The sequence below is a fragment of the Lentzea nigeriaca genome, from assembly GCF_016907955.1.
GTDB lineage: Bacteria > Actinomycetota > Actinomycetes > Mycobacteriales > Pseudonocardiaceae > Lentzea > Lentzea nigeriaca.
Map to the genome: position 1 here is coordinate 94,942 of NZ_JAFBCX010000010.1, position 20,659 is coordinate 115,600.

The 20,659-nt window shown below is 69.0% G+C and carries 23 protein-coding genes; 12 read left to right on the forward strand and 11 right to left on the reverse strand.

All coding sequences use genetic code 11. From position 1 onward, the window contains the following. Window positions 1-8: 8 nt before the first annotated feature. A complete protein-coding gene (locus tag JOD27_RS30365; protein ID WP_204765727.1) occupies window positions 9-545 on the forward strand; it encodes a hypothetical protein in 537 nt (178 codons plus the stop codon). Window positions 546-1,171: 626 nt separating this feature from the next. Here JOD27_RS30365 and JOD27_RS30370 read toward each other — a convergent pair. Both JOD27_RS30370 and JOD27_RS30375 read right to left on the reverse strand, forming a co-directional pair. Further along, the gene (locus JOD27_RS30370; protein WP_204765728.1) at window positions 1,172-2,191 is read right to left on the reverse strand and encodes an LLM class flavin-dependent oxidoreductase; all 1,020 of its coding nucleotides are present in this window, start codon (window positions 2,189-2,191) and stop codon (window positions 1,172-1,174) included. Next, window positions 2,188-2,772, reverse strand: a complete 585-nt coding sequence (locus JOD27_RS30375; protein ID WP_204765729.1) for an NADPH-dependent F420 reductase — start codon at window positions 2,770-2,772, stop codon at window positions 2,188-2,190. Before JOD27_RS30375 ends, JOD27_RS30370 begins: the two co-directional genes overlap by 4 nt. Window positions 2,773-2,907: 135 nt before the next feature. Here JOD27_RS30375 and JOD27_RS30380 point away from each other — a divergent pair, with 135 nt between their 5' ends. Both JOD27_RS30380 and JOD27_RS30385 read left to right on the forward strand, forming a co-directional pair. Next, window positions 2,908-4,176, forward strand: coding sequence for an epoxide hydrolase family protein (locus tag JOD27_RS30380; RefSeq protein WP_204765730.1), 1,269 nt, complete (start codon window positions 2,908-2,910; stop codon window positions 4,174-4,176). Window positions 4,177-4,186: 10 nt separating this feature from the next. After that, on the forward strand, window positions 4,187-4,939 hold the full coding sequence (locus JOD27_RS30385; protein WP_204765731.1) for a class I SAM-dependent methyltransferase: 753 nt from the start codon (window positions 4,187-4,189) through the stop codon (window positions 4,937-4,939). Here JOD27_RS30385 and JOD27_RS30390 read toward each other — a convergent pair. Then, window positions 4,923-5,699 (reverse strand): alpha/beta fold hydrolase, encoded by a 777-nt coding sequence (locus JOD27_RS30390; RefSeq protein ID WP_204765732.1) that lies wholly within the window; start codon window positions 5,697-5,699, stop codon window positions 4,923-4,925. The two genes, JOD27_RS30385 and JOD27_RS30390, sit on opposite strands and share 17 nt — an antisense overlap. Window positions 5,700-5,904: 205 nt before the next feature. Here JOD27_RS30390 and JOD27_RS30395 point away from each other — a divergent pair, with 205 nt between their 5' ends. Both JOD27_RS30395 and JOD27_RS30400 read left to right on the forward strand, forming a co-directional pair. Beyond that, window positions 5,905-6,132, forward strand: a complete 228-nt coding sequence (locus tag JOD27_RS30395) for a hypothetical protein (protein ID WP_204765733.1) — start codon at window positions 5,905-5,907, stop codon at window positions 6,130-6,132. Window positions 6,133-6,221: 89 nt separating this feature from the next. Then, window positions 6,222-6,530, forward strand: coding sequence for a DUF1540 domain-containing protein (locus JOD27_RS30400; RefSeq protein WP_204765734.1), 309 nt, complete (start codon window positions 6,222-6,224; stop codon window positions 6,528-6,530). Between the two features lie 130 nt (window positions 6,531-6,660). On the opposite strand, the gene JOD27_RS30405 is transcribed toward JOD27_RS30400, so the two are convergent. After that, a complete protein-coding gene (locus tag JOD27_RS30405) occupies window positions 6,661-7,476 on the reverse strand; it encodes an aldo/keto reductase (RefSeq protein WP_204765735.1) in 816 nt (271 codons plus the stop codon). 30 nt (window positions 7,477-7,506) lie between these two features. On the opposite strand from JOD27_RS30405, the gene JOD27_RS30410 reads away from it, so the two are divergent. Continuing rightward, window positions 7,507-8,145: a TVP38/TMEM64 family protein gene (locus JOD27_RS30410; RefSeq protein ID WP_204765736.1), complete on the forward strand. Its 639-nt coding sequence runs from the start codon at window positions 7,507-7,509 to the stop codon at window positions 8,143-8,145. A gap of 61 nt (window positions 8,146-8,206) precedes the next feature. On the opposite strand, the gene JOD27_RS30415 is transcribed toward JOD27_RS30410, so the two are convergent. Then, window positions 8,207-8,551 (reverse strand): RNA polymerase-binding protein RbpA, encoded by a 345-nt coding sequence (locus tag JOD27_RS30415; protein WP_030466135.1) that lies wholly within the window; start codon window positions 8,549-8,551, stop codon window positions 8,207-8,209. 238 nt (window positions 8,552-8,789) lie between these two features. Further along, window positions 8,790-9,545, reverse strand: coding sequence for a thymidine kinase (locus JOD27_RS30420; protein WP_204765737.1), 756 nt, complete (start codon window positions 9,543-9,545; stop codon window positions 8,790-8,792). Between the two features lie 294 nt (window positions 9,546-9,839). On the opposite strand from JOD27_RS30420, the gene JOD27_RS30425 reads away from it, so the two are divergent. Then, the gene (locus tag JOD27_RS30425; RefSeq protein ID WP_229812121.1) at window positions 9,840-10,187 is read left to right on the forward strand and encodes a PadR family transcriptional regulator; all 348 of its coding nucleotides are present in this window, start codon (window positions 9,840-9,842) and stop codon (window positions 10,185-10,187) included. Then, window positions 10,184-11,071 (forward strand): hypothetical protein, encoded by an 888-nt coding sequence (locus tag JOD27_RS30430; RefSeq protein ID WP_204765738.1) that lies wholly within the window; start codon window positions 10,184-10,186, stop codon window positions 11,069-11,071. The genes JOD27_RS30425 and JOD27_RS30430 overlap by 4 nt, the downstream gene beginning before the upstream one ends. A 3-nt stretch (window positions 11,072-11,074) precedes the next feature. Here JOD27_RS30430 and JOD27_RS30435 read toward each other — a convergent pair whose 3' ends face one another. Together JOD27_RS30435 and JOD27_RS30440 are read right to left on the reverse strand one after the other, a co-directional pair. Continuing rightward, window positions 11,075-12,481, reverse strand: a complete 1,407-nt coding sequence (locus JOD27_RS30435) for an MFS transporter (protein ID WP_204765739.1) — start codon at window positions 12,479-12,481, stop codon at window positions 11,075-11,077. Between the two features lie 54 nt (window positions 12,482-12,535). Then, window positions 12,536-13,297 (reverse strand): glycerophosphodiester phosphodiesterase family protein, encoded by a 762-nt coding sequence (locus tag JOD27_RS30440; protein WP_307830413.1) that lies wholly within the window; start codon window positions 13,295-13,297, stop codon window positions 12,536-12,538. A gap of 303 nt (window positions 13,298-13,600) precedes the next feature. Between JOD27_RS30440 and JOD27_RS30445 the strand changes: the two genes are divergently transcribed. The 3 genes from JOD27_RS30445 (at window position 13,601) to JOD27_RS30455 (ending at window position 16,663) form a co-directional block, all read left to right on the forward strand. Continuing rightward, complete coding sequence (locus JOD27_RS30445; RefSeq protein ID WP_045316915.1) at window positions 13,601-13,942, forward strand: hypothetical protein; 342 nt, start codon at window positions 13,601-13,603, stop codon at window positions 13,940-13,942. A 72-nt stretch (window positions 13,943-14,014) separates the two neighbouring features. Continuing rightward, entirely contained in the window at window positions 14,015-16,015 is a 2,001-nt protein-coding gene (locus JOD27_RS30450) for a putative bifunctional diguanylate cyclase/phosphodiesterase (RefSeq protein ID WP_307830414.1), read from the forward strand. Between the two features lie 48 nt (window positions 16,016-16,063). After that, window positions 16,064-16,663, forward strand: coding sequence for a VOC family protein (locus tag JOD27_RS30455; RefSeq protein WP_204765741.1), 600 nt, complete (start codon window positions 16,064-16,066; stop codon window positions 16,661-16,663). On the opposite strand, the gene JOD27_RS30460 is transcribed toward JOD27_RS30455, so the two are convergent. Further along, window positions 16,660-17,124, reverse strand: a complete 465-nt coding sequence (locus JOD27_RS30460; RefSeq protein WP_204765930.1) for a PPOX class F420-dependent oxidoreductase — start codon at window positions 17,122-17,124, stop codon at window positions 16,660-16,662. The genes JOD27_RS30455 and JOD27_RS30460 overlap by 4 nt on opposite strands. Window positions 17,125-17,134: 10 nt before the next feature. Here JOD27_RS30460 and JOD27_RS30465 point away from each other — a divergent pair, with 10 nt between their 5' ends. Next, window positions 17,135-17,977 carry an alpha/beta fold hydrolase gene (locus JOD27_RS30465; protein ID WP_204765742.1) on the forward strand — a complete coding sequence of 281 codons (843 nt, stop codon included), beginning with the start codon at window positions 17,135-17,137 and terminating at the stop codon, window positions 17,975-17,977. A gap of 6 nt (window positions 17,978-17,983) precedes the next feature. Here the strand turns inward: JOD27_RS30465 and JOD27_RS30470 are convergent, their stop codons facing one another. Next, window positions 17,984-19,189 (reverse strand): GGDEF domain-containing protein, encoded by a 1,206-nt coding sequence (locus JOD27_RS30470; RefSeq protein WP_307830415.1) that lies wholly within the window; start codon window positions 19,187-19,189, stop codon window positions 17,984-17,986. A 207-nt stretch (window positions 19,190-19,396) separates the two neighbouring features. After that, complete coding sequence (locus JOD27_RS30475) at window positions 19,397-20,659, reverse strand: MFS transporter (protein WP_204765743.1); 1,263 nt, start codon at window positions 20,657-20,659, stop codon at window positions 19,397-19,399.

Genomic DNA, 20,659 nt, shown 5'->3' on the forward strand with positions numbered 1-20,659 from the left:
GGAAAGAAATGAAGGCCCCACTGGCCGCGCTGCTTTTCCTGCTGGCCGCCTGCAGTCCGCCGCCCGCGCAACCGGGCGTCGCCTCGATCTCGACGCCGAACAGCAGCGCCGCCCCGACGTCCGCGGCGCAGGAACAGCGGCCCCGCGAACGCCTCGACATGACGCCGGAGGACATCGACGCCCTGTACGCCGCGTACGACCGGTGCCTGGGCCAGTTCGGGATGGACAAGCAGAGCCAGGTCGCGGCCCGCCAGGCCGGCACGGTGCCGCCCAAGGCAGAGGAGGACAAGGCGCTCAAGGCCTGCGAGTCGAAGGACCCGCTGCCCCCGTGGGAGAAGGACGTCAACAACCCGGAGGCCGTCGACTTCGCCAACCGCGTCGTGCAGTGCCTGCGCGGCAAGGGCGTTCGTTACGTCGAGGTGCACAACGAACCCGGCGCCGAGCAGGTCTCCTACGCGTTCGGCGGCCCCAACAACGACGCCGCGTCGATCACGCTCGGCCTGGAGCACGCGAAGGAGTGCGAGATCGAGGCCTCCAAGAAGTAGCCGCTTGTGTCCCGCGCCGGAAATCCGTACCAGAAGTCCAGTCTTCTTTCTTTGGCACGCGGGGGCCTTTCGTCCGCTCCGAGAGTACGAAAGCTCCCCGCGTACTCTTCAGCACCGGCGTGTCGTGGCTGGACACGCCGGGTAGTGAGGAACGACTTCGTTGCCGGATTTCCGGCGCAGGACTATCTAGTGGAGCGTCGCGGCTTGGTTGTGCTCCGTTGAGTCGGGCTGGGGGCTGGGCGGTCTGGTGCTCGTCACCGAAAGCCCGGATGGCCGCGCTCTCATGCACGTCCGCTGCCGAGATGGCGGTAGAGAAATGCCGACGCAAACGTTTTCTGATCACCTCAACTGCTGCCAACCGTGCAGTTGGCAGCCGTGAGAGCGCTATCTTCATGATCGAAGCGCGGCTGCCTGCCGGCATCACCCTCACTGTCACATCCCAAGAGATAGCTGCGACACGCGACTAGCGGTGCGACTCGGAACGTTCGCGAGGTAATTCACGCTCAGCAGGACACCTCGCGGCACCGCCCCCACGCCCCCGTACAACCAGTACGAAGGTGTGGGGGCGGCACCACGATGCACACGTCCGACCGCAAATTCCCCCGGTAACATTCCGCGCCACACCACTAAACGAGGAGCTCGCGGACCCGAGGCACCACCTCGGTTCCGTAGAGCTCGATCGTCCGCATCAACGACCCGTGCGACAGCCCGCCGATCCCGTACTTCAGGTCGAACCGGCTGGCCTTCAGGGTCTTCATCGTCCGAGCCATCTTCTCCGCGACCGTCTCCGGCGACCCCACGAACAACGCGCCGTGCGGTCCCACCTCGTGCGCGTAGGACTCGGGGGTCGGCGTGGCGAACCCGCGCGTCTTCCCGAGCCGTGTGATCACGTCGAGGTAGTGCGGCCAGAACTCCTCGCGCGCCTGCTCGTCGGTCGGCGCGACGTGGCCGGGGGAGTGGATCCCGATCGGCAGCGGTGAGCGGCCGAACTTCTCCAGCGCGTGCAGGTACAGCTCGGAGAACGGGGCGAAGCGGCCGGGGTGGCCGCCGATGATCGCGAGCATCAGCGAGAAGCCGTACGAGGCCGCGCGCACCACGGACTGCGGGCTGCCGCCCACGCCGATCCACGTCGGGAACGGCTCGGTGAACGGCACGACGTCCTGCTCGTGCAGCGACGCGCGCGTCTTGCCCTGCCACGTCACCGGGCCGCCCTTCAGCAGCTCCGCGAAGAGATGCGTCTTCTCCTCGAACAGGTCCTCGTAGTCGGCGAGGTCGTAACCGAACAGCGGGAACGAGTCCACACTGGACCCGCGGCCCAGGATCACCTCGGCACGGCCGTCCGACACCGCGTTCAACGTCGAGAAGCGCTGGAACACCCGCACCGGGTCGTCCGAGCTGAGCACCGTCACCGCCGAACCCAGGCGGATGCGGGAGGTCCTCGCGGCGATCGCGGCGAGCACCACGTCGGCCGCCGACAGCGGCATGTCCGGGGTGTGGTGCTCGCCGATGCCGAAGAAGTCCAGGCCCACCTCGTCGGCGAGCACACCCTCCTCGACGACGTCGCGGATGGTCTGGGCGTGCGTCAGCGGCCTGCCCTCGGCGTCGTGGGTGACGTCGCCGAACGTGTCGAGCCCGAACGTGGTCATGCCAGCTCCTTGGTGAACTTCTCGAATTCCGGACGGGCGACTGCGACGCCGAACAGCGGGCTGCCCGGCTCCAGCAACCGCCCTGCGGCCAGCGACCCCACCGGCACCGGCTCGAAACCGATGCGGCGCAAGAACTCCGACACGGCCTCCACCGCCGCCGCGTCGTCACCTGCCAGCCCGACGGCACGGCCGTCCGGCGGTTCCATGTCCTGACAAGCGATGTGGTTGAGGGTTTTGACGACACGCGCGCCTACCAGTCGCGATGCCACCTCTTCGGACGTGCCCAGCGGTGCGGCGGCGGGCGGCCAGTGGTTCATCGCGTCGATGACGATCTTGCCCGTGAACATCCCCGGTTCGAGCATCCCGAACCGGTGCCACGGGATCGCCAGCACGACCAGGTCCGCATCGGCCACGGCGTCCGAGGCCGACAACGGCACCGCACCCGGCGCCAGGAACTCGGTGATCATCGCGATCCGCGCCGGATCACCCGAGCCCGCGATGGCGACCGGACAGCCCGCCGCCACAGCGAGACGCGCGAGAACCGGACCGACGTGGCCCGCACCGAGAACAGCGATCCGCACAGCACACCCGACCTGACCTAGTTGACGTGTCACCCTATCTAACCGGACTTTACCCCGGTTATTCCCGATGACGTACCAGGCCGCCGTCACCCGACGCTCGCGAACCTCGAACCGGCATCCCTACGGTCGGAAACCGTGTCCACCGAGCCGTCCCGCCGCAGTTTCCTGTCCGCCTCCGCCGCAGCAGCGCTCACGTTCGGCCTGCTCAGGACCAGCCCAGCGCAGGCGAGCGGTGACATCCGACCGTTCCGCGTGCACATCCCGGAGCGCGACGTGGCCGACCTGCGCCGCCGCGTCCTCGCCACCCGCTGGCCCGGCGCGGAGCTCGTCACCGACCTCTCCCAGGGCCCGCCCCAGCGGACCGTGAAGGCGCTCGCCCGTTACTGGACGCACGACTACGACTGGCGCACCACCGAAGCCAAGCTCAACGCGCTGCCGCAGTTCATGACCGAGATCGACGGCCTGGACATCCACTTCCTCCACGTCCGCTCGAAGCACGCGAACGCGTTGCCGCTGCTCGTCTCCCACGGCTGGCCCGGCTCGGTCATCGAACAGCTCAAGATCATCGGACCGCTGACGGACCCGACCGCGCACGGCGGCAAGGCCGGGGACGCCTTCCACCTCGTCATCCCGTCGATGCCCGGCTACGGCTTCTCCGGCACACCGACGACGACCGGCTGGGGCCCCGACCGCATCGCCCAGACGTGGATCGAACTGATGAAACGCCTGGGCTACAACCGGTACGTCGCCCAGGGCGGCGACTGGGGCGCGCTGATCGTCGACCTCATGGCGCTGCGCAAGCCCGCCGGACTTCTCGGCGTGCACACCAACCTTCCCGGCGCCGTCCCCGTCGACATCGACAACGCCGCCCGCGCCGGCGGCCCGCAACCGCCCGGGCTGCAGGGCGACGAGCTCAAGGCGTGGCAGGACGTGCTCTTCCGCTACAGCAAGGGACAGGCCTACGCGCGGATGATGGGCCTGCGCCCGCAGACTCTGAGCGGGTTCGCCGACTCCCCGGTCGGGCTGGCGTCGTTCATGATCGACCACAACCTCGCGAGCCTCGGCCTGATCGTCAGGGCGGGCGACGGGCACCGCGAAGGCCTGACGCGGCAGGACATCGTGGAGAACGTGTCGCTGTACTGGCTGACCAGCACCGCGATCTCCGCCGCCCGCCTGTACTGGGAGAGCAAGTACTCGGTGATCGCGGCCAAAGGCGTCACGCTGCCGGTCGCGGTCAGCGTGTTCCCCGAGGAGGTCTACCAGGCGCCGCGCAGCTGGGCCGAACGCGCCTACCCGAACCTGATCCACTACAACCGGGTCGCCAGGGGCGGGCACTTCGCGGCGTGGGAACAACCGCAGATCCTCGCCGAGGAGATCCGAGCGGGGTTCCGTCAGCTGCGCTAGCTTGCGCGGCATGTGGGACGGCGGTGACGCGTACGAACGCTATGTGGGCCGGTGGAGCCGGCCGGTCGCGCGGGAGTTCCTGCGGTGGCTCGACGTGCCACCTGGCCGCAGATGGCTCGACGTCGGCTGCGGCACCGGCGCGCTGACCGAGACCGTGCTGGCCCATGCCGAGCCCGCCTCGGTCGTCGGTGTCGACCCGTCCGCGGCGTTCCTCGACCTGGCCCGGCAACGGGTGCCCGGCGCGACGTTCGAGGTCGGCACCGCGATCGACCTGGGCGACCGCACCGCCGACGTCGTGGTGAGCGGCCTCGTGCTCACCTTCGTGCCCGACGTGGCCCGCGCGGTGGCGGAGTTCGCCCAGGTAGCCCCGTATGTCGCGTCCTACCTGTGGGACTACACGAGCGGCATGCAGATGATGCGCCTGTTCTGGGACGCCGCGAAGGACGTCGATCCCGCGGCCGCGTCCCAGGACGAGGGACTGCGCTTCGGCGACGTGAGCGACCCCGGCCCGTTGCGCACGTTCTGGACCGGCGCCGGCCTGCGCGACGTCGAGGTGACCGGCATCGTCGTGCCCACGGTGTTCCGCGACTTCGCCGACTTCTGGGAACCCTTCGAGGGCGGCACCGGCGCGGCACCCGCCTACGCCGCGACGCTGCCCGCGGAGCAGCTCGCGGCGATCCGCGACCTGCTCCGCTCCCGTCTCCCGCAGGACGGCCCGATCGAGCTGACCGCCAGGGCGTGGGCCGTCAGAGGTGCGCGCTGAGGAACCGCTCCAGGTGCGGGTTCACGTCGGCGGCGTGGGTGAGGCTCAGGAAGTGCGCCCCACCGTCGACCGTGACCAGTTCGGCCTTGGGCAGCGCGGCGACGAGCGCCTCCGCCTTCGCGACGGGGTAGGCGAGATCGGCGGTGCCGTGCAGCACGAGCACGGGCACGGTGATCTCCCCGGCGCGCTCCAGCACACCGTCACGGCTGACCAGGGCCTTCGCGATCAACCGCAGCCGGTCGGGCTCGACCGCGCTCCACTTCGGCGTCCACTCCGACGCGTCGTGGTCGCCGAGGCAGATCTTGGCGGTGCTCTCGAGCACCGTCTCCGGCCCCTGTGCGATCCACACCTCGGTGAGCTGGTCGTACGCGGCGGCGATCTGCTCGTCCTCCGGCTCGGCCGAGGTGCCCAGCACCGCCAGCGCGGTCACGCGTTCCGGCGCCAGCAACGCCATCCTGAGCGCGATGAACCCGCCCTGACTCGTCCCGATCACAGCCGCGGTGCCGACATCGAGCGCATCGAGCACCGCGAGCGCGTCCCTGGCCACGTCCCAGTAGTCGAACGGCCCGTTCGCGGGCGTCGCGCCGTGACCGCGCTCGTCGATCGCGATCAGCCGGTAGTCCTTTCCGAACACCTCGACCTGCGGCGCCCACATCGTGACGTCCATCAGAAAGCTGTGCAGCAGCACGACCGCCGGGCCATTGCCGCCGTGGTCCACGTAGGACACCAGCTGCCCGTCGCCCGTCGTGACTGTTGCCATGCCGAACCCCCATGTCTCACCCAGTGGATCATCAGCGGCACCCGCCCCTGATCGCGGGCGCGGGTGACTGCTCCTGCTGTTGTCGATCGTCGTCCCCGTACCCGCGGCGGCGCAACAGCCCAAGATCAGATTCGGCACGCCCTGCGTCCCCGGCTGCCCGGCGAGATCGGTCGGCGACGACCGGGTGCCCCGGCGTGATCCCCGAGTGTGGCGGAAGATCGCCACACTCGGGAAAGTCACCCCGTCCGATATCCCGTACCTCGCACCCGAGATCCAGTCGTTCTATAAGGCCGCATCGCCGCGCGGAAAAGACACCCCCGACTTCCACGCCGCGTTACCGCTGCTCAGCGCCGCGCAACGCCAGTGGCTGATGCAGCCGACCACCGCGACCGGTGGTTCGCGCACCTGGCTGGAAATGATTGTTGAAGGATAGGCTCGCCTAATTCCCTTCGAATTGCGGGCCTTCTGCCGCGGTGGCATCGTCCGAATCACCGAACCTTTCCCACCACGGCAGGAGCGGACATGACCACCCTCGAGAACCCGGCGATGCCCGCCGTCCACGATTGCACCGTGAGCGACTGCTCCTACAACCACGACGGCTGCCACGCCTTCGCGATCACCGTGCGGGGCGACAACGGGGCCGCCGACTGCGGCACCTTCATCCCGCTGGGCACCAAGGGCGGCCTGGACAAGGTGATCGCGCAGGTGGGTGCCTGTTCCCGCACCGACTGCGTGCACAACGCCTCGCTGGAGTGCACGGCGGAGAGCGTGCGGGTCGGTCAGGGCGAAGGCGACCATCACGCGAACTGCCTGACCTACCAGCCTCGTTAGACTTCGCGCCGACCGCCCGTCGCGCAGGATCACGCCCCGCGCCCAGGAAACCGATGCCGGACACCAGCTGGCCGTCGAATCCCTGCGCGGACAGCAGGACCTACCGAACCGGATGGATGCGAGGCCGCGGTCAGAGCATGGCGAGCGGCTCGGGGCCGGACGGGGGAGGGAACGCGCGGTCCAGCTCCGCCAAGTCCTCCGAGGACAGCCGCAACGACAGCGCCGCCGCGTTCTCCTCGACGTGCTCGACCGTGCCCGCTTTCGGGATCGCGTTCACGTGCGGCAGCCGCAGCACCCACGCCAGCGCGACCTGGGCGGGCGTCGCGTCGTGCCGCCGCGCGACCTCCGCCAGCGCCGGCGAGTCCAGCAGGCGGCCCTGCTCGACGGGGGAGTAAGCCATGATCGGCATCCCGGCCGAGGCGTGCCACGGCAGCAGGTCGTGCTCGGGACCGCGCCGGGACAGGTTGTAGAGGATCTGGTTGGTCTGGCAGAAACCGGGCAACTCCCGCATGTCCGCCACGTCGAAGTTGCTGACACCCCAGTGCCGGATCTTGCCCGCCTCGCGCAACCTCTCGAACGCGTCCACGGTCCGCGCCAACGGCACGCTCCCGCGCCAGTGCAGCAGGTACAGGTCGAGGCGGTCGGTGCCCAGCCGGCGCAGGCTCGCCTCGCACGCGCGCACGGTCCCGGCCGTGGAAGCGTTGGACGGCAGCACCTTCGACACCAGGAACACCTCGTCACGGCGTCCGCGCACCGCCTCGCCCACGAGCGACTCGGCGGCGCCGGAGCCGTACATCTCGGCCGTGTCGATCAACGTCAGCCCGAGGTCGAGACCCGCCCGCAGCGCCGCGATCTCCGCGGCACGCCGGGAAGCGGACTCGGCCATCATCCACGTGCCCATGCCGAGTGCGGGAATCGTCTCACCGGACGGCAGCGTGACAGTCATGCGCTCCAGCTTGCCGGGTACGTTGGACCGATGCGACGTGCGGGCCTGGTGGTGCTGGTGCTGCTCGTCGTCGCGCTCGCCGTGCTGGCTCAGCTGGTGGACGTCCCCGACGGCGCGAGGCTGCGGGAACTCGTCGACGACGCGGGCAACGCGGCCCCAGCGGTCTTCCTGGCCGTGTGCGCGCTCGGCACCGCGGTGTTCTTCCCGAAACCCGTCCTCGCCACGGCCGCAGGGCTGCTGTTCGGGGTCGCGTGGGGGAGTGCGCTGGCGATCGCGGGGTTCACCGCGGGCGCGATGATCGCGTTCGCGGTCGCACGCAGGCTCGGCAGGGACGCGGTGGCACCGTGGCTGGGGAAGCGGCTGCACACCCTGGAAGAGGTCTTCGCGCGCCGCGGGGTCGAGGCCACGCTCGTGATCAGGCTGCTGCCGGTGCTGCCGTTCACGCTGGCCAACTACGGCGCGGGCGTCACGTCCGTCAGGGCGGCGCACTTCGCGCTCGGCACGGCGCTGGGCCTGGTGCCGTCGACGGTGCTCGCGGCCGTGCTGGGGGACGCGCTGAGCGACATCGGGTCACCCCGGTCGATGGTGGCGCTGGGGATCTGGGCGGCGCTGGCCGTCGGCGGCGTGTGGTGGGGACGCAGCCTTCTCCGAGCAGCCCAAAGGGCGTGAGAAGGCGCGCAAAAAGCCGTCCCGGCACCAGACCGGAACGGCTTGAAGCGTCTGCGAGAGATCAGGCCGTGCGGGTACGGCGTCCGCGCAGCTCTTCGAGGCGCTCGTCGAGCAGCTCCTCGAGCTCGGGGATCGACCGGCGCTCCAGGAGCATGTCCCAGTGCGTGCGCGGCGGCTTGACCTTCTTCACCTCCGGCTCGACCCCGTCGATGATCTTCGACTCGGTGCCGTGGAGGCGGCATTCCCAGGTCGGCGGCAACTCGGCGTCGTCGGAGAACGGGACCTCGAAGTCGTGTCCCTTGGGGCAGGCGTACCGCGCCGCCCGGCGCGGAGCGAGATCGTGGTTGCGGTCGGTCTCGTAGCTGACTGCTCCGAGCCGGCTTCCACGCAAAACGCGGTCGGCCATGGCGGTGTCCTTTCGCTCGGCTCAGGGCCGGGGCCCAGGCTTCTTGCTCACCGTGTGCAACGCCCGGATTGCTCCGTTTGTTTCCGGTTCGCTCTCATGGTCGCCCACAGTGACGTCGTTCACTCGTCAACGAAGGCTTCCTACTAATGGATGCGATCGCCACAGGATCGTGACGCGTTATCAAGCTACTGCGCTCATGCGTCACTCTAATGGCCTAGCGGCGGCCGTGTGTAACCGGCTATGCCAGTCGGAGCTGACCACTTTGTGCGACGTCAGGGCCTAGGTCACCCAACCGGAAGTGACGCCGACAGAGCACTTGGTAGCGGACAGTAGTTTCCGTGGTATCGGTTACACCGTTGCTCTCTGTACCCGATCGGTGCTGTTCCGTATCCGAAACGGTGTCCGCGACCAGAACCGTGTCTCCAGCGCGAATCACCCGTCCGGCCCGCACCCGCGCGTTGAACCGTCCCGGCACCCCGCACCAGCACAGAACCTCGACCTGGATGGCCTTCAGCTCGTCGGCCAGTTCGAACAGCCGCCGCGAGCCGGGGAACAACTCGCCGCGGAAGTCCGTGGCGAGCCCGAAGCAGTACACGTCGACCTGGACGTCGTCCGCGAGCTCCGCCAGCTGCTCCACCTGCTCGGGCGTGAGGAACTGCGCCTCGTCCACGATCAGGTAGTCCACCCGCCGGCCCTCTGCCCACTCCGCGCGCACGAGCCGGCGGAGATCGTCGTCGCGGATCTCCGCGGCCTCGCGCGTGATGCCGATGCGGCTCGAGATCTGCGGGCGGCCCGACCTGTCGTGCCGCACCAGCAGCAGCCCGCGCCGGCCCTGGCGCGAGTTGTTGTGGTCGATCTGCAGTGCGAGCGTCGACTTGCCGCAGTCCATGGGGCCGAAGAAGAACTTGAGGTGCCCCACCACCGGCGTCGAGCGCCGGGAACCCGCGACAGGTACGGCGGAGAGGGCATCTGTCGGATCGGGAAGGGCGTCCACGGCGGGTCACCCTAGTGCCTGGCTCCTGATCAACTGGAATCCCCACGGCGTATCCCTGCCCATCCTGCGTCCCTCCGCATAGGCCGCTGCTCCGTTGGCTGGATGTTGCCACTGCGCAGCCCGCCGAAACATCGTCTCGATTCGGGACCACTGCCGCGAACGTCAGTCCCGATCGTCACCCGGAGGTGGCCGCCCTGCCGACAATATGCTCGATAACTTCAGTGCTGTCTGAAATCAAACGAACCCAGTCATTCCGCTTCCCGATATAGCTCGCGACGCGATATATTCAACGACATGAGTGGTCGGGTCATGTCCGAGCAGGCGTTTCTCGTGCTCACCGCACTCGCGGAGGAGCCGCTGCACGGCTACGCGATCGTGCAGGCGGTCGAGCAGCTGTCCGAGGGGCGCATGGTGCTGCGCGTGGGCACGCTGTACGGCGTCCTGGACCGGTTGGTGGCGGACGGGCTCGCCGAGCGCGACCGTGAAGAGGTGCACCAGGGCCGTCTGCGGCGCTACTACAAGCTCACCGACTCGGGTGTGCGGGCGCTGCAGGCCGAGGTGGCGCGGCTGAGCGCGAACGTGCGGGCGGCATCGGCGGTGCTGAGGGGGAGGGGCGTCCAACCATGGACGAGCAGGGCATGAGCAATCTGGAGCACAGGTACCGGCGGCTGCTGAAGGTGCTGCCGAAGTGGTACCGGCAGGACCGCGAGGAGGAGATGGTCGGGATCTTCCTGGCCGACCGCTCGGACGACCTCGACCTGGAGCACAGCTGGCCGGGGTGGGGCGAGACCGGGGCGATCCTCGGGCTCGCGGTGCGCACGCACCTGGCGGCGGGGGCGGCGCTCACGAGCGTGCCCGCCAGGGTGATGTGGCGCGGCGAGGTCGTGCGGGCGCTGGGGATGATCGGGCTGCTGCTCGGCGTGTTCTACGCGGGGGCGGCGATCACGAACCTGGTCGTCGCGTACGGCAACCCGGAGTGGGCACCGCCGATCACCTGGTGGCGGTTGCTGGAGCTGGGGCCGGTCGTGGCGTTCGCGGCGCTGCTGAGCGGCAGGCGGACGCTCGCGAAGGTCGCTGCGTTCGCTCCGGTGGTGCTGGTCGTGGCCACGCTCGCACAGTCCGGCGGCCCCGTGTTGCTGTGGAGCCTGTTCCAGCTGCCGGGCATCGTGACGTTCCTGTGCCTGTGCCTGGGTTTCCACCGGGAGGCGCCGACGCCGCCCGCGCGCAGGTTGCTGTGGTGGGGTGGGGGAGCGTTGCTGCTCGGCATGCTCGGCGGGTTCGCGACGGGCACGGGGCTGCTGGCGATCGCGTTGATCACGGTGATCCTCCGTGTGGTGGCGTTCGCGCGCGGCGACTTCGTGCTGGGGCGCGCGGTGTCGTTGTTCGCGCTGCTGCAGCTGGCGCCGCTGGCGTTCCTGTTCGTCGGGGGAGAGGTGCGCGTGATCGTGCTGCCGCTGGCGGTGTTGCTCGTGCTGTGCGCGGTCGCGCCGGTGCGGAAACCGTCGGCGCGACCGCGGGTGTCGTGAAGGTCAGACGAGCGTCGGTTCGGCGTTGCCGACGGCCTTGATGGCCCTGCGGACGGGCACGAAGATCAGCAGGACGAAGCCCGCGACGAAGAAGATGATCAGCGCGAGGATGGCGGGCCGCAGGCTGCCGGTCGCCTGGCCGACGCCGGCGAACACCAGCGGCCCGAGCCAGCTGGTGGACCGCTCGCCGACCTCGTAGAGCGAGAAGTACTGGGCTTCCCTGCCGGGCGGCACCATCTGGCTGAAGAGGCTGCGGGACAGGGCGTTCGTGCCGCCGAGCACGATGCCGATGCCGGCGGCGACGAGGTAGAACTGCATCTCGTCGCCTGCCTTCACGAAGAACGCCGCGGTGATCACGACGATCCACACGACGAGCGAGCCGAGGATCGTCTTCTTGGCACCGACGCGCTTGGCCACGAACCCGTGCAGCACGCCGCCGACGAACGCGACGAACTGGACGATCAGGATGACCGTGATCAGCGTCTGCTGCTCGAACTTCAGCTCGACGCTGCCGTACTGCGCCGACACGTTGGCCACGGTGGCGATGCCGTCGGTGTAGATCAGGTAGGTGCCGAGGAACGCCAGCGTGAGCGGGAAGGCCTTGGCCTGCTTGAGGGTCGTGCCGAGTTCCTTGAACCCGGCGGAGATCACCGAGCCGCCGTGTTCGTGGCCGTGGGGCGCCTGGTGCTCGGTGAGGCGCGTCAGCGGGATGATCGTGAAGCCCGCCCACCACACGCCGGAGATGACGAACGCGATGCGCGCCGCGTCGCCGGCCGTGATGCCGAGGGAGTCCGCGGACAGCGTGATGCCGAGCTGGATCGCCAGCGCCACACCACCGCCGAGGTAGCCGAACGCCCAGCCGCGGCTGGACAGCGCGTCGCGTTCGTCGGGTGTCGCGATCTCGGGCAGGAAGGCGTAGTAGACGACCACGCTGGCGCCGTAGCCGATGTTGGCGATGATGAAGAACAGCACGCCGAGCGTCCAGTTTGTGCCCTGCACGGCCGCGAGCGCGACGGTGGCCGCGGACCCGGTGAAGGCGAAGAAGGCGAGCATCTTCTTCTTGTTCTGCGTCCGGTCCGCGATGGCGCCCATGACCGGCAGAACGACGACCTGGATGACGGTGGCGAGTGAGAGCAGATAGCCCCACAGCGAGCCGGAGGGGAACTGCAGCCCGAGGAACGTGACGTCGCAGTGGTCGAACGCGTTGTCGCCCGCGCAGGGATTCGCCCCGTTGAGCGCGGTGTCCGCTTTGGCGGCGTTCTTCGCGATGCTCGTCAGGTACAGCGAGAAGAACACTGTGACCACGGACGTGGGGAACACGGAGTTCGCCACGTCGTACCAGACCCAGCCGCGCTGTTCCCGGCGGCGGGCGGTTTTGGCGTCGGCGGCGTCGTCGCCCTTGACCTTCATGTCGGCGGACTGTACTTGTCCGCCGACACGTCCAATGATCGACTGCCCAACCTGTTACCAGGCGCCGCGCGACCGGAGTACGTCGCGCAGCACATCGGGCCTGTCGGTGACCAGTCCGTCCACCCCGATGTCCAGCAACGCCCGCATGTCGGTCTCGTCATCGATGGTCCACACGTGCACCTCGAGGTCCCGCCGATGCGCCGCCCGCACGAACCTCCGGTCCACGATCGTGAGCCGCCCCTGGTTGACCGGCACCTGCGCCACCTGCCCCCGCACGGCGAGCCCGGCGAACGGAATCCGCCCGGCTGCCCACAACGCCCCGGCCGACCGAGGCCCCATGGACGTCAGCAACCCAGGCCCGCCGCGCCGCCGCAACCGCGCCAGCCGGTTGTCGGAGAAACTCGCCAGACACACCCGATGCAAGGCCTTGGCCTTGCGCAGTAACGCGAGGATCGGCTCAACGGCCCGATCGGTTTTCACATCGATGTTGAAGAACGTGTCCGGCAACTCCTCCAGCACGTCCGCCAACCGCGCGATGGGCTCCCGCCCGCCGACCCGCGCCATCCTTACCTCGGCCCACGGCAGCTCCGCCACGAGCCCGTGCCCGTCGGTGGTCCGATCCAGCGTGAGGTCGTGGTGCACCACGACCTCACCATCAGCCGTGGCATGGACATCGGTCTCGACGTAGCGGTAGCCCTCCTGCACGGCACGCCGGAACGAGCTCAGCGAGTTCTCCATGCCGGTGAGGTCGTCGACATGCCAGCCGCGGTGGGCGAAGGCGCGGGGACGCGGTCCTGCGAGGTACGGGTGGGTCACGCCCCGAGTGTGCCTTCCACGGCCGACTTCCTGGTGGACAGTGGGTGGCTGGACACTTTCTTTTCTTCCTCTATCTCTTCAGTGCAGACTTAAATCAAACATCACGAAACCGGACCACCCCGGCACGCATCGCCACCGCACCCCACCCACACGCGGGCCCAACCCAACCCACCGGAACACAACCAAACCCCACCCGAATCGAACACCAATCGTCGTACCGGTACTCTCGCATCCCCTACGAAGGTCGGGCTTTCTGGCGCGTCGCTGGAGACCACCACCCGCCACCCGCTACCGTCGCGCGCCATGGAGCGCTCCATGGAGGCGGATGAGCCCAAGCACTGCGCGTGGTGCGGGAGGCGGTTGCCGGGGAGTGGGCGGATCGGCCGGCCGAGGCGGTACTGCGCGCAGCCGTGCCGTCAACGCGCGTACGAACGCAGGGCCGCGTTGCAGAGGGGTGGCCTGCCGGAGGACGCGGTGGTGCTGAGCACGGCGGAGCTGGCTGATCTGCAGGACAGGTTGTTCCAGTTGCGGTGTGCGGCGGAGGACGTGGTGACCGCGGCGCAGGACGGGGCGGAGAACGAGGAGCTGCGGAAGCTGGCCGCGGAGCTGGTGGAATCGGCGAAGGGTTTGGAGCGGCTCAGGTAGCCGTTCGCACATTTGCGAACTGACCGGCGTAGCGGGTTGCTTACGTCCGGTGATCGGACGATCATGACGCGCGTGACCTCCTACTGCCGCACGGTGCTGGACCGAGCGGATGTCGGCTATGCCGTGACGGATGCGCGCGGGAACCTGTTGTGGTGCAACCGTGCGTTGGGTGCGGTGCTCGGGATTCCGGTCGAGCAGGCTCATGGGCGGTCGTTGCCTGCGCTTCTTCCTGGTGTGCCGGAGGTTCCTGCGCCGGCGCGGGAGGTGCTGGTGCCGGGTCCGAAGTGGCTCGAGGTGCGGTGCAGCCGGTTGGGTGACGATCTGATGTACGAGGTCGTGGACGTGTCGGCGTGGCGGGATCGTGAGCTGACGGTCACGCAGGAGGCCGACGCGCTGCGGCGGGCTCAGGCGTTGGGGCGGATGGGCACGTGGGAGTGGTCCATCTCGGACGACCGGGTGACGTGGTCGGACACGTTGCTGGAGATGTTCGGGTTCGCGCCGGGGACGGCGTTCGACTTCGAGCTGTACTCGCGGCTGGTGCATCCTGACGACCTGCCGATGATCGAGGAGACGCTGGACGCGGCGCTCAGGACCGGTTCGGTGTTCACCTACACGCATCGGATGATCCGTCCTGATGGCAAGGAGCGGGTGTTCGAGTGTTTCGGTGAGGTCGTGGTGGACGACGAGGGTGCGCCGGTGCGTGCGTTGGGCACGGCGCATGACGTGACGCAGTCGTCGCGGGTGCACGACGAGCTGGTGCGGATGGCGGAGCAGGATCCGTTGACGGGTCTGCCGAACCGCAGGGCGTTGACCAGGGCGTTGGAGCAGGAGCTGGCGAACAGCGGTTCCGGTGCGTTGCTGGTGCTGGATCTGGACAACTTCAAGGATGTCAACGACCTGCGGGGTCATGCCGTGGGTGACCGTGTGATGCGGATGCTGGCGAGTGCGTTGCAGTCGCGGCTGGGTGATCGGTTGATCGCGCGGCTGGGTGGTGACGAGTTCGCGGTGGTGTTGCCGGGTGCGTCGTTGCGGGACGCGTCGGAGGTGGCGGACAACCTGAAGGAGGCGGTGGCGGGGTTCCCGTTGGCGGGGATCGGCACTCCGGCGCGGATCACGGTGAGCACGGGGCTGGCGGAGTTCGGTCCTGGTGATTCGTGGGAGCTTGTGCTGGCGAACGCGGACCTGGCGCTGTACGCGTCGAAGGCGGCGGGCCGGGATCGGGTGACGGTGTACGAGCCGAACCACTACGCGGACACCGTGAAGCGGGTGAGTGTGCTGGATCGGCTGCGGGCGGCGCTCGCGGGCGGTGGTCTGGCGCTGTACGGCATGCCGATGGTGGAGCTGAACACCGGTACGACGCTGGGTCACGAGTTGTTGTTGCGGTTGGAGGATCAGCAGGAGCCGTATCTGGGGCCGGCGGATTTCCTGCCGGTGGCGGAGCGGAGCAACCTGATCCTGGAGGTCGACCGCTGGGTGTTGTCGACGGCGATCGACGCGTTGGTGGCGGAGCCGGATTCGCGGTTGCGGTTCAACGTGAACGTGTCGGGCCGGACGTTGGAGGATCCCGATTTCGGGAACTTCGTGCTGGACAGGCTGGGGTCGGCGGGGGTGGCTCCCGGCCGGTTGGGGCTGGAGATCACGGAGACGGCCGCGGTGACCAATTTGGACGCTGCTGTCACGCTCGCGAGGCAGCTGCGGAGTTTCGGGTGCCGGATCACGTTGGACGACTTCGGGTCGGGTTTCGGGTCGTTCGTCCACTTGAAGCATCTGCCCATCACGGGCATCAAGATCGATGGTGAGTTCGTGAAGGGCATCGAGACCAGTGAGGCGGATGCGGTGCTGGTGTCGGGGATCGTGCAGATCGCGAACGGGCTGGGGTTGTCGTCGGTGGCGGAGTGGGTGGAGCGTCCGTCTCAGGTGGAGGCTCTGAAGAAGCTGGGTGTGCGGGTGGGGCAGGGTTTTCACCTGGGCAGGCCGGTGCCGTTGCGTGACGTGGTGAACGCGGAGCGCATGCCGCCGAATGGAGCATTGTCGTCTCGGGTGGTCGGAGCAGAGGATGGTGCGCGCTCCTGATCACCGCCTGATGGGATGCTCGTGTCTTCTGGTCTGCGTCGTCTTGAGTTGAGTGTTGCCGAGCCCGAGTTGTCGGTGGACTTCTTCGCCGCCGTGCTCGGTTGGACGGTGATAGCGGAGCCGGGCGGGTCGTTCACGGGCTGGGTCGGTGACAGACTCGCGGCGCAGGTCGTTGCGGGGCAAGAGGGTTGGCGTCTGTTCTTCGGCGGTGACGAGCCTCGTGCGCTGCGGGCGAATTCCTTTGTGGACAGTGGCAGGGTGTTGCACGGTCCGTGGGCGCCGCCGCCGCGGCACGGTGAGCCGTGCTGGGCGGAGCTGGTGACCGGTACGCCGGATGACGAGTACTGGGTGCGTGAGCTCGGCTGGGCCGTGCGGGGTGATCTCTTCACGTCGGCCCGGCACGGTGATCCGCGTCCGGTGGCGGGCACGGCGACGTCGCCGACGGCCGGTGAGCCGCGGTGGGGCGTGTTCTTCGCCGTGGACGATCTTCCGGCCGCGTGTCAGCGGGTGTCCGAGTTGGACGGTCGGGTGTCGTCGGGCCCTGGACTGTTGCCGCTCGGGGTGACGGCGTCGATCGAGAGCCCGCACGGCGGTGGCTGCGTGTTGCTGGAGAAGCCCGCGGGCTGGGGCGGGAACCGGGCGGGTTAGGCGTCCAGTTCGGGTGGGAAGCCGCCGGTGGCGACGGGGCCCCAGCTGTCGATGGTGATGCGGATGAGTGCTTTGCCCTGGCGCAGCATGGCGGCGCGGTACTCGTCCCAGTCGGGGTGTTCGCCTGCGATGCAGCGGTAGTACTCGACGAAGTCCTCGAGTGCGTCGGGCAGGTCGAGGACTTCGGCGGTGCCGTCGATCTGTACGTAGGGGCCGTCCCAGTCGTCGGAGAGTACGCACATCGTGACGGATGGGTTGCGGCGGGCGTTGCGGGTTTTGGCGCGTTGCGGGTAGGTGGACACCACGATGCGGCCTTGGGAGTCGACGCCGCAGGAGACGGGGGAGACCTGCACGCCGTCGGTGGTGGTGCGGCGGGTGATCAGGACGCCGTGGTGGCGGGTGCGGAGGAACTCGAGCAGCTGAGGCCGGTCGACGACGTCGGCGGTGGCGATCTTCGGCATGATGTGCAGCATGGCACGGTTCACCTCGTTCGACGGCACGGAACTCGCCTACCGGGAAGCGGGACAGGGGGCGCCGCTGGTCGTCCTGGCCGGTGGTCCCGGCAGGGCGTCGGCGTACCTGGAGACTCTCGGCGGGCTGGACGCGTATCGCAGGCTGGTCGTTCTGGACAACCGGGGTACCGGGGAGTCGGCCGAGCCGGCGGATCCGTTCACCTACCGGCGCGACATGCTGGTCCACGACGTGGAGATGTTGCGTCGGCATCTGGGGCTGGAGCGGGTGGACGTGCTGGGGCACTCGGCGGGGGCGGGGATCGCGATGGGGTTTGCCGCCGATCACCCGGATCGTGTGGGGAAGCTGGTGTTGCTGACGCCGGCGTTGCGCAGTGTCGGGTTGTCGCCGGAGCAGAGCGACTGGGACGCGTTCCTGGCGGCTCGTGCGGATCAGCCGTGGTTCGAGTCGGCGACGACGGCGTTGCGGCGCACGGCGGAGGGTGACGTCTCGGTGGAGAACCGGGTCGCGGCGTCGCCGTTGCTGTACGCGCGGTGGGACGAACGCGCTCAGGCGCACGCGAACGCGGAGCTGGGGCAGTGGAAGTACCAGGTGGCGCTGGGCTACAACGCGGAGGGCGCGTTCGTGCCGGGTGTGCTGCGGCGGGCGCTCGCGGACTTCGATCACCCGGTGCTGGTGTACGCGTGTTCGGCGGATCCGATCTCGCCGGTGCGGCGGTGTGTGGAGCTGGCGGAGTTGTTCCCGGAGGCGACGGTGCACGTGCACGAGGGTGTGGGGCACTACCCGTGGGTGGAGGAGCCTGACCACGTGGCGAAGCAGATCGCGACGTTCCTCGACAGCTAGCGACAGCTAGTGCGCCTGGGCGGTTGCGACGCGGTCGCGGCCGTTGCTCTTGGCCTGGTAGAGCGCCTCGTCCGCGGCCAGCAGCAGCGGGCTGAGCTCGGTGGCGGTGTCGGGGAACACGGCGGCGCCGACCGAGGCGGTCAGTCCGTTCACGACCTGGTCGCGGCCCAGGCGGTCGATCACGACGATGTGCAGGCCCGCGATCTCGCAGCGGATGCGTTCGGCGGTGGCGCGGACCTCGTCGTTGCTGACGCCGGGCAGCAGCACGGCGAACTCCTCACCACCGAATCTGCCCACGAGGTCGTAGGAGCGCACCGAGTGCTTGAGCGCGTCGGCGACGGCGCGCAGGACGCGGTCGCCGGCGAGGTGGCCGTAGGTGTCGTTGATCTGCTTGAAGTGGTCGAGGTCGAGGATCAGGACGCCGACGGTGGAGACGAGGCGGCGGGCGCGTTCGATCTCGCGGCCGGCGACGTCGTGCCAGAACGTCGCGTCGACCAGGCCGGTCTTGGAGTCGGTGCGGGCGGCGACGCGGAACTGCGGCAGCAGCAGGCCCATGTGCAGGGCCAGGACGGTGAGCAGCAGCATCGGCGTCAGCCACGGCCGGGCGGTCATGATGATCGCGAATCCTGAGCCGAGGCCGATCGACGCAGCGATGATGAGCTGGTCGGAGGCGTGGCCGAGCGCTGTGCGCACGGTGTTCTGCCGGTTGGTCATCACGATGGCCAGCACGACCAGCGCGTAGTTGACGAACCAGTACACGAACCCGGCCAGCACGAGCGCGGCGAGACCTCGCGGCCCGGTGAGGTCAAGGGGCCGTGTGGTCGAAAACAATTCGAGTATCTGTTGCGCGGCGACGCATCCGAGTACCACAGTGGCCGCGGAGAACACCTTCCGGTGCAGGACCGCGCGACGTTTGTAGACCCGCAACCACTCGTGGCCGAAGCTGATCGCGATCAGCAGGACGAGCAGAGGTGCGGGTAGCGCGAGCACGCCCGCGAACAGCCAGACGGACTGCATGTGCGCGTGCGGTGACCCCTCTGCGGAGAGTTCACGGATCCGTTCGATTCCCTGCGCGGCTTCGAGGTGCACGACGGCACCCCCTGCCAGCAGGAAGAACCAGGTCCATGCCAGCACGTCAACAGGGGTAGTCCGTGCGGTGGCGAGCGCGACGAGGGACGCTGCGCCGTCCACCGTCACGACATAGGCCAGCACCAAAGGAGGAAGAGACCATAGCTTCCACCGGCGCGGGTCGAGCCAAGGCACGCTGCCACCCCCACCAACTGTCAGGAACCAACCACTGTAGCTAGCGGGTCACGCAAAGTCGTGGCTCCATGTGGGGGACCTCACGGTGAGTAGTCCTCACGGAATGCACGTCCACCATCGCCCGGATTCACACGCAACGAACACCCATAGGAGCAGTCATGATCGTCCGTACCTCTGCCGCTGGTCCCGTTCGTCCGAGTGACCTGACCCGTCCGAACGAGTGGCAGCGTCCGAACGAGTGGGCACGCTGAACCTCCACAACAACGCCGATCCGCCTGCCGCGAGCACGCCCAGTGCTCCGGCGGCGGCGACGACGTGGTGCACCGCGAGGGTTTCCGCGGCCACACCGGCCAGGGCCACACCGATGCCCTGGGAGACCCGCAACGCGGTCACGGCCAGGCCGAACGCCTGCCCGCGCGAGGAGTCCGGCACCGCGCGCACGAACGTCGTGTTCGCGACCAGGTGATACGCACTGGCCGCACCGGACAGCGCGAACAACCCCACACTGACGGCCAGGCCCGGCCGCAGTACGGCCGGGACGAGTACCGCACACGCGGCGATCGCCAGCCACGGCATGACCCGCAGCTGCAGCGGTTCGGTCAGGCGTGCCACGAGCAGCATGCCCGCCGCCGCGCCCGCCGCGTAGGCGCCGAAGATCGCCCCCACTCCCGCCGGTCCCGCCCCGAGCTGGGCCGCGTACGGCGCGGCCAGTGCCTCGCCGACGATGTAGAACCCCGAGACGCTGGCGAGCGCGACGAGCGCCCGCAACCTCCGCTGCCCCCACACCAGCCTCGCTCCGCCGACCAGGTCGGCGGGCCACGCCCGCACGTGCGGACGCCGCGGGGCGGGCCGGTCCAGCAGGAACACGCCGATCAGGAACGCGGACACGAGGAACGTCACCCCGTCCGCGACCAGCACCAGACCGGGCCCGAGCAACGCCACCAGGGCTCCGCCGGTGAGGAAACCGGCGACCTGGGCGGCCTGTGCCACCGTGCTGAGCACCGCCTGGCCCAGCGGATAGCGGGCGTCGGGCAGGATCTGCGGCAGCAGCGCCGCCTTCGCCGCGCCGTGCGGTGTCCCCGCGAACTGCACCAGCACCAGCAGCGCCGCCAGCGCCCACAACGGCATTCCCGGCACCGCCATGAACAACAACAGAGCGATGCGGACCAGGTCGGCGGCGACCATCACGTCCTTGCGTGCGAACCGGTCGGCGAGCCCCGCCAGCAGGGGCCCGCCGACCAGGTCCGGCAGGAACGTCAACGCGTACGTCAGCGCGGTCAGGCCGGTGCTGGCGGTGCGGTCGTAGACGTGCACCGTCAGCGCGACCCGTGCGAACTGGTCCCCGGCCACCGACACCACGTGCGCCACGAACAGGGCGCGGAACTCCCCGTCACGGGCGAGGTCACGGTAGCCGGGCAT

What these genes read in the sequence shown, in the direction of transcription:
- JOD27_RS30365 (WP_204765727.1), top strand. Translation starts at nt 9, where the DNA reads ATGAAGGCCCCACTGGCCGCGCTGCTTTTCCTGCTGGCCGCCTGCAGT.
- JOD27_RS30370 (WP_204765728.1), bottom strand. Translation starts at nt 2,191, where the DNA reads ATGACCACGTTCGGGCTCGACACGTTCGGCGACGTCACCCACGACGCC.
- JOD27_RS30385 (WP_204765731.1), top strand. Translation starts at nt 4,187, where the DNA reads ATGTGGGACGGCGGTGACGCGTACGAACGCTATGTGGGCCGGTGGAGC.
- JOD27_RS30390 (WP_204765732.1), bottom strand. Translation starts at nt 5,699, where the DNA reads ATGGCAACAGTCACGACGGGCGACGGGCAGCTGGTGTCCTACGTGGAC.
- JOD27_RS30400 (WP_204765734.1), top strand. Translation starts at nt 6,222, where the DNA reads ATGACCACCCTCGAGAACCCGGCGATGCCCGCCGTCCACGATTGCACC.
- JOD27_RS30405 (WP_204765735.1), bottom strand. Translation starts at nt 7,476, where the DNA reads ATGACTGTCACGCTGCCGTCCGGTGAGACGATTCCCGCACTCGGCATG.
- JOD27_RS30410 (WP_204765736.1), top strand. Translation starts at nt 7,507, where the DNA reads ATGCGACGTGCGGGCCTGGTGGTGCTGGTGCTGCTCGTCGTCGCGCTC.
- JOD27_RS30415 (WP_030466135.1), bottom strand. Translation starts at nt 8,551, where the DNA reads ATGGCCGACCGCGTTTTGCGTGGAAGCCGGCTCGGAGCAGTCAGCTAC.
- JOD27_RS30425 (WP_229812121.1), top strand. Translation starts at nt 9,840, where the DNA reads ATGAGTGGTCGGGTCATGTCCGAGCAGGCGTTTCTCGTGCTCACCGCA.
- JOD27_RS30430 (WP_204765738.1), top strand. Translation starts at nt 10,184, where the DNA reads ATGAGCAATCTGGAGCACAGGTACCGGCGGCTGCTGAAGGTGCTGCCG.
- JOD27_RS30435 (WP_204765739.1), bottom strand. Translation starts at nt 12,481, where the DNA reads ATGAAGGTCAAGGGCGACGACGCCGCCGACGCCAAAACCGCCCGCCGC.
- JOD27_RS30445 (WP_045316915.1), top strand. Translation starts at nt 13,601, where the DNA reads ATGGAGCGCTCCATGGAGGCGGATGAGCCCAAGCACTGCGCGTGGTGC.
- JOD27_RS30460 (WP_204765930.1), bottom strand. Translation starts at nt 17,124, where the DNA reads ATGCCGAAGATCGCCACCGCCGACGTCGTCGACCGGCCTCAGCTGCTC.
- JOD27_RS30465 (WP_204765742.1), top strand. Translation starts at nt 17,135, where the DNA reads ATGGCACGGTTCACCTCGTTCGACGGCACGGAACTCGCCTACCGGGAA.
- JOD27_RS30475 (WP_204765743.1), bottom strand. Translation starts at nt 20,659, where the DNA reads ATGCCCGGCTACCGTGACCTCGCCCGTGACGGGGAGTTCCGCGCCCTG.